This window comes from Komagataeibacter diospyri (assembly GCF_006538165.1).
Taxonomy (GTDB): domain Bacteria; phylum Pseudomonadota; class Alphaproteobacteria; order Acetobacterales; family Acetobacteraceae; genus Komagataeibacter; species Komagataeibacter diospyri.
Genome location: NZ_BDLU01000032.1, coordinates 53078 through 65453, shown reverse-complemented (window position 1 = coordinate 65453; position 12376 = coordinate 53078). Strand labels below are relative to the sequence as shown.

At 58.5% G+C, this 12376-nt stretch carries 17 protein-coding genes; 7 read left to right on the top strand and 10 right to left on the bottom strand.

Annotated features, from left to right (window positions below):
• Positions 1-227: 227 nt before the first annotated feature.
• Positions 228-1016 (top strand): SDR family NAD(P)-dependent oxidoreductase, encoded by a 789-nt coding sequence (locus MSKU9_RS06265; RefSeq protein ID WP_141260478.1) that lies wholly within the window; start codon positions 228-230, stop codon positions 1014-1016.
• A 259-nt stretch (positions 1017-1275) separates the two neighbouring features.
• Here the strand turns inward: MSKU9_RS06265 and MSKU9_RS06260 are convergent, their stop codons facing one another.
• The 3 genes from MSKU9_RS06260 to MSKU9_RS06250 form a co-directional block, all read right to left on the bottom strand.
• Positions 1276-1842, bottom strand: a complete 567-nt coding sequence (locus tag MSKU9_RS06260; RefSeq protein WP_141260477.1) for a hypothetical protein — start codon at positions 1840-1842, stop codon at positions 1276-1278.
• 655 nt (positions 1843-2497) lie between these two features.
• Positions 2498-3148, bottom strand: coding sequence for a class I SAM-dependent methyltransferase (locus MSKU9_RS06255; protein ID WP_141260476.1), 651 nt, complete (start codon positions 3146-3148; stop codon positions 2498-2500).
• A gap of 16 nt (positions 3149-3164) precedes the next feature.
• Positions 3165-3959, bottom strand: a complete 795-nt coding sequence (locus tag MSKU9_RS06250) for a glycosyltransferase family 77 protein (protein ID WP_141260475.1) — start codon at positions 3957-3959, stop codon at positions 3165-3167.
• A 968-nt stretch (positions 3960-4927) separates the two neighbouring features.
• Between MSKU9_RS06250 and MSKU9_RS06245 the strand changes: the two genes are divergently transcribed.
• The gene (locus MSKU9_RS06245; RefSeq protein ID WP_141260474.1) at positions 4928-5161 is read left to right on the top strand and encodes a hypothetical protein; all 234 of its coding nucleotides are present in this window, start codon (positions 4928-4930) and stop codon (positions 5159-5161) included.
• 203 nt (positions 5162-5364) lie between these two features.
• Here MSKU9_RS06245 and MSKU9_RS06240 read toward each other — a convergent pair whose 3' ends face one another.
• Entirely contained in the window at positions 5365-5994 is a 630-nt protein-coding gene (locus MSKU9_RS06240; RefSeq protein WP_141260473.1) for a hypothetical protein, read from the bottom strand.
• A gap of 39 nt (positions 5995-6033) precedes the next feature.
• On the opposite strand from MSKU9_RS06240, the gene MSKU9_RS06235 reads away from it, so the two are divergent.
• Both MSKU9_RS06235 and MSKU9_RS06230 read left to right on the top strand, forming a co-directional pair.
• Positions 6034-6420 carry a LexA family protein gene (locus MSKU9_RS06235; protein ID WP_141260472.1) on the top strand — a complete coding sequence of 129 codons (387 nt, stop codon included), beginning with the start codon at positions 6034-6036 and terminating at the stop codon, positions 6418-6420.
• Positions 6421-6423: 3 nt separating this feature from the next.
• Positions 6424-7686: a Y-family DNA polymerase gene (locus tag MSKU9_RS06230; protein ID WP_141260471.1), complete on the top strand. Its 1263-nt coding sequence runs from the start codon at positions 6424-6426 to the stop codon at positions 7684-7686.
• A gap of 73 nt (positions 7687-7759) precedes the next feature.
• On the opposite strand, the gene MSKU9_RS06225 is transcribed toward MSKU9_RS06230, so the two are convergent.
• Positions 7760-8554: a hypothetical protein gene (locus MSKU9_RS06225; protein ID WP_141260752.1), complete on the bottom strand. Its 795-nt coding sequence runs from the start codon at positions 8552-8554 to the stop codon at positions 7760-7762.
• 63 nt (positions 8555-8617) lie between these two features.
• On the opposite strand from MSKU9_RS06225, the gene MSKU9_RS06215 reads away from it, so the two are divergent.
• The 3 genes from MSKU9_RS06215 to MSKU9_RS06205 are packed head-to-tail and all read left to right on the top strand — an operon-like array spanning position 8618 to position 9607.
• Positions 8618-8848 carry a type II toxin-antitoxin system HicA family toxin gene (locus MSKU9_RS06215; RefSeq protein ID WP_078526102.1) on the top strand — a complete coding sequence of 77 codons (231 nt, stop codon included), beginning with the start codon at positions 8618-8620 and terminating at the stop codon, positions 8846-8848.
• Positions 8849-8850: 2 nt separating this feature from the next.
• Entirely contained in the window at positions 8851-9276 is a 426-nt protein-coding gene (locus tag MSKU9_RS06210; RefSeq protein ID WP_141260470.1) for a type II toxin-antitoxin system HicB family antitoxin, read from the top strand.
• A gap of 19 nt (positions 9277-9295) precedes the next feature.
• Positions 9296-9607 (top strand): hypothetical protein, encoded by a 312-nt coding sequence (locus MSKU9_RS06205; protein WP_141260469.1) that lies wholly within the window; start codon positions 9296-9298, stop codon positions 9605-9607.
• Positions 9608-9933: 326 nt separating this feature from the next.
• On the opposite strand, the gene MSKU9_RS06200 is transcribed toward MSKU9_RS06205, so the two are convergent.
• From MSKU9_RS06200 to MSKU9_RS06180, 5 genes are all read right to left on the bottom strand, one after another.
• Positions 9934-10563, bottom strand: a complete 630-nt coding sequence (locus MSKU9_RS06200) for a hypothetical protein (RefSeq protein WP_141260468.1) — start codon at positions 10561-10563, stop codon at positions 9934-9936.
• A 159-nt stretch (positions 10564-10722) separates the two neighbouring features.
• Positions 10723-11043, bottom strand: a complete 321-nt coding sequence (locus MSKU9_RS06195; protein WP_227002394.1) for a hypothetical protein — start codon at positions 11041-11043, stop codon at positions 10723-10725.
• Between the two features lie 147 nt (positions 11044-11190).
• Positions 11191-11529, bottom strand: a complete 339-nt coding sequence (locus tag MSKU9_RS06190) for a hypothetical protein (RefSeq protein WP_141260466.1) — start codon at positions 11527-11529, stop codon at positions 11191-11193.
• A gap of 1 nt (position 11530) precedes the next feature.
• Entirely contained in the window at positions 11531-11968 is a 438-nt protein-coding gene (locus tag MSKU9_RS06185; RefSeq protein WP_141260465.1) for a structural protein, read from the bottom strand.
• Between the two features lie 35 nt (positions 11969-12003).
• Positions 12004-12312, bottom strand: coding sequence for a hypothetical protein (locus MSKU9_RS06180; RefSeq protein WP_025438741.1), 309 nt, complete (start codon positions 12310-12312; stop codon positions 12004-12006).
• Positions 12313-12376 lie beyond the last annotated feature (64 nt).

The following is a 12376-nucleotide window of genomic DNA, read 5'->3' as shown; positions in this document are numbered from 1 at the left end:
CACACTCACTGCGTGGTTTCCGGGCATGGCCAAGGAGGAAAAGCAGTGTGACGGATATGATGCCTGCGTCATCATCACGCGGGTTTGAACAATACGGGACGCCAGCTGGCGGTGCGGGATGCGCTGCCGGTCCGTTCATGTCCCATCACGGCCTCCGGGTCGGTTGTGCGGGGCAATGTCTGGTGTACGATGTGCCCCGTTTTCAGATATTGCAGGAGGTAGGGACCATGCACATTGACCTGACGGGCCGCACGGCCATTGTAACGGGATCAACCGGCGGCATCGGGATGGCCATTGCAAAGGGACTGGTCACCAGCGGGGCGCGGGTGGTGGTGAACGGGCGAAAGGCACCTGCGGTGGACAGGGCGGTGCGGGACCTGTCCGGCCTTGGCGCGGGAAAGGCCGAAGGGTTCACGGGCGATCTGGGCACGGCAGCGGGGTGTGCGGCGCTGGTGGCCGCGTACCCATCGTGTGATATCCTGATCAACAATCTGGGGATTTTTGAACCGAAGGATTTTTTTGATACGCCAGACGCGGACTGGAGCCGGTTTTTCGAGGTCAACGTCATGTCCGGCGTGCGGCTGTCGCGTGCCTATCTGCCGGGCATGAAGGAACGGAACTGGGGGCGGATTGTCTTTGTGTCCTCGGAATCCGCGCTGAACATCCCGGTCGAAATGATCCATTATGGTTTCAGCAAGACAGCGCAGCTTTCGGTGGCGCGTGGACTGGCGGAACGGATGGCGGGAACGGGGGTTACGGTGAATTCCGTGCTGCCGGGGCCGACGCTGTCCGAAGGGCTGGCGGATATGCTGAAACCCGAACAGGAAAAGACCGGCAGGCCACTGGAGGAAGTTGCGGCTGAATTCGTCATGACGCATCGGCCCACATCCATCATCCGCCGTGCGGCAACGGTGGAGGAAGTGGCGAACATGGTGGTTTATCTGTCGTCCCCACAGGCTTCCGCCACTACCGGGGCGTCTGTGCGTGTCGATGGCGGGGTGCTCAGCACAATCTGAAGGTAGCGTCTCGATTGTGGCGACTGTCATGTTTCCGCCTGAGCGCCCGTTTTTCCACAACAGGGGAACGGACGGCCAGGCGGGGCGGGATATTTAAATGACTGTCTGAAAAGCCAGTCTGCAAATCATAAAGGAAGTTTTTGGTGAGGCGTTCTTCAAAAAGCTTTGGAGAATGCCGCCTTTTTGAAAAAAGGCGACACTCGCAAACTTCTGTTTCTTATTTATCAGTGCGCCGATGGAAGCCGGGCAACGTGCCAGGTTACTGGAATGGACTGGCAGTATAGGACGGGGACGTCGTATAGCCTGCGGCTGGTACCGGCATGCTCGGCGTTGGATAGCTGGAGGCACGACTGGTCGGTGCGACATAAGTCGGGCTGGACAATTGCTGTTCGGCGACAGAGGAATGTGCCGTAATGCTGCCTGTGCCTGTGCCCGGATTGACGCCGCTCTGGATATTGCTGCGGGCGGGCATGGTCGTCACCGCCGGGGCAGGACGGTCAGGCAGTATCCTGTCAGGATAGACCGCGCCGGTGCTGTCATAATCTGACGCGTTGTAGCGCCCCACGCAATTCTTGCCGCGTTCGGCCGTATGGACCGCGTCCAGTTCGCCCTTCAGTTGGCCGGGCTGGATATATCGGGTGTGCGCCATGCGCCCTGCATCTGCCGAGGCAAGGGCCTGTGTGTCCGTTTCATCCAGTTGGGCAAGCTGCGCGCAGTTCTGCCGCATGTAAGGTTCGGGGTTCACATATTGCGCATTGATTTCGGCAGGTCTGGTGGCACACCCCGTAACGGCCAGCACGCCCAGACACAGGATCGTTTTTTTCATGGTCTTCCTGTCATGTGATCAATGTCGTTTCACTGTCTTGAATAAAGATATGAATTCATGGACAAGGTTTTGCGTCTGGATTGTTTGTGTATGCATTAATGGAATGAATAATCAGGCTATGGTTTCGGCATGATGAAAAAGTAAATGGTCACATGAATGATCTGTCGTGACCATTATTAATGAAAGCTTTCCATATTCTGGCTGTAATGCGTTCGTAACCATGGATAGGCAACGCATTCCTGCCTGACGGGTTGCGGGCTGGATACGAATGTAAGACATGACAAAAAACGGCATGCAGTGCAGATGGTATTGGCGGGAGACAAGAGCCTCCCGAAGTTTTTGGTAAGGATTTTTTCAATCCTCTGAATATAATTCAAAGACCATATGAATCGCGTCATTCTGACCGATGCCCAATGGGCGAAAATAGAGCCGCCGTGCCTTCGCGGCAGATCACTGCATAGGGGATAAGCAGATGGCAGTCGTGTGCCTGACCGGACGAAAGCGTGAATGACAGCGCTCTGTCATGGCCATCTGCAGCTATGCAGTCCCTGATGCCAGAGCCTTCATATGAGCGGTTGAAACTTTCATGCCCGGGACCCGACCAAGAAAAGGCGGACTGCACACCCTGCTCATTACAAACGGACATGCAGTCCGTTCAGTCATTCAGGGCAGTCGATTCCGGCCGTATTGGTTCGAATGCCAGCATTGTAAAGCGGCTGTCACGGCCTATATTCCACGGCTGCCTCGCATAATGTTCGTATTCATATTTAAAAGCTGATGCCAGACCCCATCCTATCCGTTGCATGATCAGTATGTATTCCTCGGGGTCACGATTGAATACTGGTGGATTTCCAGAACGGCGCCATCTCCGGTCCATGATCTCTGCGATGATCAGACGTTCGCGGTCCTTTGTGGCAAGCTGGAGAATGTTTTCGATCTCATGATCGGAAACATGCAGAAGGACAGTATAAAACAGTGCTGTTGGACTTTCAGGATATTCGTAACCCTGATCATGAATACGAAACGTATGGTCGGGGAATAACGTCCTGGCCTGTAAAAGTGCGGTTGGATTGATGTCAACGCCAATATATTCGTCCGGCCTGAACAGAGACGCGATCCGACCGACGCCACATCCTATTTCCAGCACAGGAAAATGTCCGTCGACAGATTTTTTCAACGCAGCCTGAACATCAAATCCCTCGGGGAAATTCAGATTGTTTCCCTGATTCGTACCGCTGGTTTCCTCCATGATCCAGAAGAGTTCCTCCGGCTTGCGCCAGAGGCGATTCAACTGACGATCGACCATGCCCTGATCGGTAATCTTAAGGGCAGTGGAATGAGATGTCTTGCGTTCGGCGCGAAGCTGGCGCGAAGCACTGCCAGTGCTTGATGACATCGGCATCTGTTTCCGGCGCGCCTTCGATCTGCAAATAAGCACGTGGCAACCATGCCGTCTTCAGCGGGAGTTTGCTATTTATATCACACCAGGCACTGCATAGATGAACCTGATCCCATGTCATCGGGTCGGCCCGGCATCGCAGCACCCATTGTTCAAGCAGCGCCTTTGTATAAGGAGATTTCCCTAGGTAGAGCGTGCCGGAACAGAATTCCCACCCATCATCGGCATGGGCATGATCCCATGTCCATTTATGAAGTGCGATATCAGCATTGATACATGCAAACAGGGAGGGCATGTTTTCAATGGTCGCATCGGCATCGACCCAGACGATCGGGTCGGGGGAGGTAGACCATTCTTCAAGCAGGAACTCTGCTTTCAAGGCGCAATTATGTTCCCATATGCCTTTGCTCCGAATCGGCTTCAAATAGCAATCGAGGCCAAAACGGGCTGCGCTTGTCCGCAGGCGCTCCGCGTATTCTTTGTATATGTTGTCTTCGGTATAATAACAGACGATTTTAAAAGGATGTTCCGGGGAATGACCATCTTTTCCATAAATGGTGACAGGCGGTCGCCCTGTTTCCATATTGCGCCCAAGAAAACCGACCTGTTTTAGTCCGTCAGGTCGAGGATTGAGAGGGGAGGTCAGGACAAAATCCGAAAATTGATCAAGAAATATTTCTTCATCCTGATCGAGTTCTATATTTGTTGCCTCGGACATATATACATTCCATATTCGGATTTCGTATTGAGTATGATATAAAAAACAAAAATCCTGTCAATTGTAATTACAATATATTACTGTAATGGCTGATATGGAATATGGTCAAATCCTGCTTTGAATTCACGAAGTTCGGGATCATTACAAGAATAACGGGTGGTTCGGGCTTAATGCCGGAATAGAATATTTCCCAGAACTTACAGGGGGCGGTAAGGTGCCCCTTTCTTCGACCGGTTGCCAGACACCAGACCCGAAATGCCGACGCGTCAGGTGTTCCGGCCCCGGACGCAAACAGGGGTAATTATCGGAACGTGGTGAATGATTGCGTTATTCTGAGGGAGCAGGGGCGCGGAAAGAGACGCGGAGATCACGCGCCTGAAAGAAAGCGCCCTACCTGATGAAATGACGCCAGACATTGAGGCTGCATTGAGAATTATCTGTTTTCACGCCGCTCCATATGCGCATGCGTTCCGTGTTGCAGGCGTCAATTTCCCCCAAAGCCGAAGCCGGGCGGGCATATGTGATTTTCAAACTGTTACAGGCTATCTTGCGATCGGGGAACTTTGAAAAGATCTCCATAGCTTTTCTTGATGATGCGCATGCAGCATCCGCCGCATCTGGACATCACTTTCCGCTTTCCGGACAGGACGCTTCATGCCGGTCCTTCCGTTCCAGAAGGTCCAGCAGTCCAGCCTGCAGGTTCCATCTGAGATACGGGGCAAGCTGATCCTGACCGGGATGGTTGTTGCGACATGATGCTTCGCGCATTTCTGAACGGGACGGGCGTCTGCGCATAGTCTTGCGGTAATCCAAGACGGGGACGCTGCTGGATGTGCCCATGGTCTGTTACGTGACCAAATGTGCGTCCGATCGATCAGGAAATGGCAGTCCGGTCGGGCAATGTCGTCGGCCGCGTTGGAAACCCAGGTCCGTAGCTGCTGGTACCCAGCCCGACCGGAAAGAAGTGGGTGCGGCGTAATTTCAGCCGTGCATGGGATCAGGTCATAGCCACAACGCCCCAGATCGCCTTGATCAGCGGCCATGGGATCGATTATTGCCAGCGGATTATCGACACATATCTGCCGCGCCGCACTGATGTCGCGGATATGCAGTTGTGGGAGCAGTATCAGCGGCAGGAGACCAGCAAGATGGTCTCGATCGCTGCCGCACGGAGGCTCTGGAGCAGGGCGAAACCGCAATGAGCCATAGTGCACTGCAAACCATCTGCAAACCGTGCAAACTTTTTAGCCGCCAAGTCATTGAAAAGTGGCGCGCCCTGCTGGATTCGAACCAGCGACCCACAGCTTAGAAGGCACCGGTATTTCCTTTAAAAACAAGGGAATGTTTTGCAAAACCGATGCCTGCGGGCGTCTCGATCCGTTTGTATGGGTCGAGACGTTTGCAGTTATCGTTTCTGACCGACGAATGGGACGCTAGGCGAGGGTCTGACGCATTCGCTGGCAGCCCAAGTATCAATCATAGCCTGCACCCTACCACGCAGCCTTTCCCGATCGGCGATCAGCCGGGTTGCCTCGGCGTGCCGGGCATCATCGTTCTGTGCCAGCATTTCCGTCTCATAGCCGAGCTGCCGCCCCATCTCCACGTCAGGCATGGATGACAGGGGCGCATAGGCCACCGGCAAGCTGACCGTCTGCCCGCGTACCCGGCTGGCATCGGCCTGCATGCCAAAGGTGGGCGCGGTCGTGATCGCCCCCACGCTGAACTGGCCGCCTTGCGTGAACTGCCCGGACAGCTGCAGTGTCACATCGCCCGCAATCGTGCCCACCACCGGGTCGGCCACGTTCTGGCTGCACTGGGCGGCACGCACAGCGCGCGTGAACCGGGCATCCTGATTCTCTGTCCAATCGCCCGCATGCGATACCGACACCACCCCGGCCTGCGCCAGACTGGCCTGAATACCGGCCATGGCCTGCGGGATGGTGGTGGAGATCCTCGCAGGATGGATTGCGCAGGCAGACAGCACCATGCAGCAAAACATTACGAGAACAAACTTGACACCGTTTGGCTTGTTCATGTTACGTTCATTTCATCTTTGAGAGAGGACGGGCTGATCATGTCAGGGGCTTACGCAGGAGACAGGACTACGGGCTTTGCCTCCCCGGCTTCTGACAGTACCGAGGGGCCGATCGATCTGAGCGAAGCCCTCGATCTGCACCGACCAAACCGCTATCCCGTCCGTGTGGTGGGGGACGCGCTGGCCGCGCGCGGGATCCTGCACGGGGATATCCTGATCGTGGACACCGCAGCCCGACCGCAGTCTGGCTGCGTGGTCGTGGCCCGCTGGCAGGACCAGACCATCGTATGTGAGATCACCCGGCAGCGCGGAGCATGGTGGCTGCGCTCGGGCAAAGGGCAGGATGCCCAGATGCATCCGCTGGACCCTGCACATGATTCGGAAGTGTGGGCCGTGGTCGCCGCCCTGGTGCGCATGAAGATCTAGGCCATGCCGATATATGGCCTGATCGACGCGAATTCGTTTTACTGCTCATGCCAGCGGGTCTTTGAGGCGCGGATCCGCACGGCACCGGTTGTGGTGCTGAGCAACAATGACGGCTGCGCCATAGCCCGCACGAAAGAGGCCAAGCAGCTGGGCATCAAGATGGGCGATGCCTGGCATCTCATCCGGCAGCGACCGGATCTAAAGGGCGTGCAGTGGTATTCCAGCAATTACCCGCTGTATGCCGACATGAGCCGCCGGATGTATCAGGTGCTGGAAAGCCGGGTGCCTCGCGTCGAACCTTACTCGATCGATGAAATGTTCCTCGACCTGTCCGGGCTGCCCTATGACCTGCCGGCTTTCTGCCGTGAGTTGCGTGACGAAGTGCGTGCCGTGGCGAAGATCCCCACCTGCATCGGCTGGGGGCCAACCAAGACGATCGCAAAGCTGGCCAATGGTATCGCGAAGGACCGGCCCGAACTGGATGGCGTATGCGATCTGAGCAGGGAGGCAGACCGCCAGGCCTATTTCCGCGAACTGTCCATCGGGGAAGTATGGGGCATCGGCCGCCGCACTGCTGAAAAGCTCCAGCGCGCCGGGATCCAGACGATTGCCGATTTCGTGGCCATGGACAGCCGGGCTGCGCGGAGCATGCTGACAGTGGTCGGTGCCCGCGTGCAGGCCGAACTGCGGGGTCAATCCTGCCTGCCGTTGTCTGAGGTTGCGGCGCCACGGCAGGGACTGGCTTGCACCCGCACCTTTGGCCGGCTGGTCGATAACTGGACGGACCTGCGCGAGGCCGTCTCTCACTATGCGACTACGGCGGCGGAAAAGCTGCGGGCTGAGGGAATGACAGCCTCTTTCATGACCGTGTTCATCCAGACCAACCCGCACCAGAAGGACACAAGCTGGTACGCCAACCAGCAATCCTGTGGCATTGAGCCGACCAGTGACACGCTTGTCCTGATTACCGAGGCGCTCCGGCTGCTGCGCAGGATCTGGAAGCCGGGGTATCGGTATTTCAAGGCGGGCGTGATGCTGGATGGACTGTGTCCGGCTGGCATGCAGACCGGGCTGTTCCAGACACGGGACCCGGTAAAGTCATCCCGGCTTATGGACGCACTGGATGCGGTGAACGGCCGCTATGGGCGCGGCACGGTCAGGCCGCTTTCCAACGGACTGGACCGGACGTGGCGCGCTCGCCAAGCGATGCTGTCGCCCGCCTACACGACGCGCCTGCAGGACATCATGGAGGTGAAGGCATGGTGAGTCGGTGGATGATAAAAAAATCCGGATACGGCCACCATGCAGGCGAACAGAAATGTCAGCCGGTCAGCCCGGCTCATGCCGCGCCGCGCAGATATGCGTCATTGGCCGCGACCAGCGCCGCCCAGTCATCACCGGCCGGGTACAGGCTGCCCGGTTCATGAAGCTGACGCCATGCCAGCCCATGCGCTTCCATGATCCGCGACCGGACCCAGCGCCATGTCGCTTTCTGCAGGCTGCCCCAAGTCAGCAGCGTGACCAGGTCGGTGTCGGCCGTGCCGGCATAATCCCACAGCAGCAGGCAATGACCGCCAGCGCTGCCCGGCGTCGGATCGCCATGGTCGGCCGGGCTGTCCGTGTCCCACACGGGCGGCAGGTTGCCGTCCTGATCCTCCCACATATCCGCCGTGGCCAGCTGTATGCCCAGATAGGCGGCGGACAGGCCTGCAGTGATGTTGCGGATCCCGTTCAGGTCGCCGGGATCGGCGCTGCCCCAAAGCGGGAATAGCGTCTGATCCGCCAGCGCATAGCCATTGCGCAGGGCCGTCGTCAGTACGTCCACCTCCACACCGCCATTGTCCGTGGCGGGATTGCCGGGCACGTAGCCGGTAGAGCGGGAATAGAACTGGACGGCGTCCGGTGTGGCGACGGTGATCTGGAAGCCTGCCAATGCAGCCGTGGCGCGCAGGTGATTGCCGATGCCTGCGCTGGTGCAGTCCCCCAGTACGTCATTGCCCAGCATCAGCGGTGCGGGATTGATACCACTGCGATCCAGCCGCACAGGGGCCTGCCGGGCCATGAACCCGCGCATGGCGTATAGGAAGGGCTGGCCCTTGCGCCTTTGAGCAGGATGGCAACCGAGCTTGCGCATGTTCGCAAGCTGGGGGCTTTTCTCGTTCATTTATGATCGATTTCCGTTGACATTCGCGCATATATGCGCGATATTGTGGACATGAAAGCCGCTGACCTCCTCGCCCGTCTCCGCCGCCTCGCCAACAAAAATGGCTGGGACATGACCGAACGTAAGGGGAAGGGGTCGCACATCGTGGTGCGGCTGAACGGCAAGCCGACCGTGGTGTCGAACCATCGCGGTGACATTGCCACCGGGACGTTCCGCAAGATCCTCAAGGATCTCGGGCTGACCGAAACCGATCTGGAGGTATGAGGATGCTTTACGCTTACCCGGTCGATCTGGAGACCAATCCGGACGGCACCATCACGGCTTCATTCGAGGGACTGCCGGGGGCAACCGAGGGCGCAACCCGGGAGGAAGCCCTGCGCGAGGCCCGGGACCTTCTGGTTACGTCGCTGTCCATCTATGTGGATGATGGTGTTGCCGTTCCCATGCCGCCTGCGGCCAATGGTCGCCCGCTGGTCTATGTGCCTATGCTGGAAGCCGCCAAGCTGGCACTGCATATGGCCATGCTCGAGAACAAGGTCAGTAACGTGGAACTAGCGCGTCGGTTGGGTGTGGCGGAATCGTCCGTGCGGCGCATGCGGGATCTGCTACATGAGAGTAAAATCGGTCGTGTAGAATCTGCACTTCACGCATTAGGGCGGCGAGCTACCGTCGAGGTTTTAGCAGTCGCATAAAGTAAAGGAAACTATATAGATGTCACGAGAAGACGCTCTGCACGAAATAAAAGACTGTATATGCGGATGTTATTCGCGGGTCGACCTGAATTTTGCATTGCATCCTTCAGATAAAGGGAGAGCTGATGCTCTTAGAGATAAATCAAGGATGTGGAATTTAAACTCAAGAGAAATAAGGGATGCCATTACGCCTGTAATCAAAAACTGGCTGACAAGCAAATTTACTCATTATGGAGAAAGTAAACCAAGGCCATATGATGAAAATATTAAGAAAATAGATGGAAAGGTCAACTCAATGGTATCTGCTGCTGTAGAATACTTCACGCGTTAGATTTTTTAGAATTCTATGAATTTTATTTCCTCAGGTTTCTTGATGGCTTGCAGGTATCTGGAATCTTATGGAATGCTCGATTTGAACCAATCTTGCTTTATTGGAGTCCGCGGTCTCGTAACTGTGCTGCCATATACCACGCATGCAGTTTGAGCGGGATCGTGACCAGCAATCCAATGAGGACGACAACGCCGCCCGCACCGGAGATGACGCCCTCCATGAAGGGCGTCATCGTGAATTGCTCGACAGATAGGCCAGCAGGATAAAGCCCCCAAGCACGCCACCGATGGTGCTGGCAGCCCAGAGAGCGAAGATGCCGGTGCGCGTCATGCCGTCACCCCCAGCACCTGGAGCGCCTGCTGCACCTGTGCCTGGGAGGGGGCTGCAGCAGAACCCGACAGGCGTGCCCCGACATTCCGGCGCGTAGCCACGCTATCCAGCAGGGCCTTGAAGGCCGACACGATGGTGCCCAGGGCGTTCAGGGCCGTGTTGGCGTCGGACAGGTCCGTGCTGGGGACCTTGGTCGAGACCCCGGTGATCGCGGCGCTCAGGTCGCTTTCCACCTTGGTCAGCGCGGACAGGATGCTGTCCACCCGGGTTTTCCAGTCCGTGTCGTCATAGGTGATGGTCAGCGTGGACCCGGCCGCCGTGGAAAAGTCGGTCAGGGCGGTGGACAGTGCCGTATCCGCCAGACCGATGATGCCCACGGCAGGCGTGCCGATCGCACTGGCGACGGCCGCGATGCTCAGGACGGTGGTGACGGCATTCAGGCCGGCCTGCCCGTAATCCTTGATCTCGGCCACGTTGATTGTGATGGTGGTGACGTTGCCGGTGGTGGTGCTCTTACACCCGGGCAGCATCGCGGCGGCGGCGATGCCGGCCGCTGACAGCAGCCCCATGCCAAGGAAACGGCGGCGGCCGCCATCGACGGCGACGAAGTTGACACGCTGGGTCATGGACCAGTTTTCCAGTCTTGATATGAAAATAGTCCACCCGCACCACAACGCCGCAGGAAACCGGCGTTTTTCGTGTGATGCAGGTGGACCAGTTTACAGGTGGCAGGATGCGGGAGGCCCGGCGGTCGGTTTACAGACCGGCCGGATCAGGTTGACAGGTCAGCGAACGGGCTGACCGGGCACGACCGGGTGCGGGGCCTCGACCTTTGCGGGCGCAACCGTAGCGGCCACTGTTGCCGGCTTCGCCTCGATCGCGGTTTTCAGGTCCGCGACCCCGCCCACGATCTTCGTGATGGCGGCATCGACACCGGCGAGGTCGAGGTTGGGGGCCGCGCGTTCGACAATCACGGGGATCAGCAGCTGCAGCACGGTGCCGCCCAGCTGGATGTCCGCCTGCGTGGCGGCCGTGTCGCGCTTGCCCAGCGCGGTTTCGAGCAGGCCTTCCAGCGCAGGGATGGCGGTGCTGGTATCGTCAGCCATATCTGGCGTCTCCATAAAAAAAACCGCCTCGCGGGCGGTTACTTTGGGTTGTGGTTTGTTACACAAATGCGTGTTCCGGTTGCGTATCCTGCGCGCGCAGTCCCGGCCTTTATCGGCCGTCCAACCACGGGGCCGGGGCTGTAGCAGTCAGGCAGGCGGGGAAGCGCGCACTGGTGGTTTGCCCGGCCGGGTGGAACCGGGCGGCACGTCAAGGCGCTGCTCGACCTCCCTGCGCGGAACCGTTGCGGGCACCATCGCGGCCTTTTTGCCCGGCTGGTAGGCGGGCAGGTTCCAGCCGCGCGCCTGGGCAATGGCGGTGACGATGGTCCAGACCAGCACCCATTTCGATGTTGGATCCGGCGGCCGCCAGAACCGCGCGATCAGGGCGCAGGTCGAGATCAGGAACGACACGATGACCACGATGTCGCCGGCATACTGCGCGGGGAGCATCGACAGGACATCCTGCAGGAGAGAGACAGGATCCATATCAGGCCTCGCTGACGGGGTGGGGCACCGCAGGCGTAGCCTGAAGCGCCTGGGCGATCTGGTCCGGGCTGAGATGGCCCGGCCCGTTCTCCATGGTCGTGATGCCCGCGATCAGCGACCGCTGGATGGCAGGGTCGCGCAGGTCCAGCACGGTATCGGGCTGCACGCCCATATGGCTGCACAGGGCGTAAACATAGGCCCCGGTGGGGTTCTCGCTGGCGGGGGCGTACACGGAGATGATGGCGCGCACCGTGGTCAGGCCCCGCTCACCATAGCGCAATAGCTGGTCGCGTAGCGCGCGGATGCCGTCCGCCATGGTGGGGAAGGCGGCAAAGCGCGGGCAGGGCACGCCGGTTTCAAGATGCGCGCCGGGCTGGCCGACATAGTCCAGGTTGCCCGGGTTGTTGTTGCGGATGCCGCGCGGGAGCCTTTCGCTCATGTCGTCATGTTCCTTGTTCGGGGCATTGCCCGCAGTCATGGATGGCCACCGTGCAGGAGATGCGTGACCCAGTCGCAGAACGGCGGATAGGCGAACAGGGCGGCCGCCACGGTGCCGATGACGGTGATCAGGCCCACGATGGCCGTACCGATCGCCTTGACCGCCTTCATGCCGCCGATCAGCTGGCCCATGCATTCGCGCATTTCGGTCGACAGGGTGCGGACCTCGACGCGCAGGGCGCGCAGGTCCGTCTCGGTTGATTCGACCTTGGTCTCGACACGGACAAGCCGGTCACGCAGCTGGGGATCTTCACCGAACCCCAGCAGTCTCCACAGAATGAACATCAGATTTCCAGGCAATAAAAAACCGCCTCACAGGGCGGTCAGGCAGGCGCGGAACGGGCCGGAG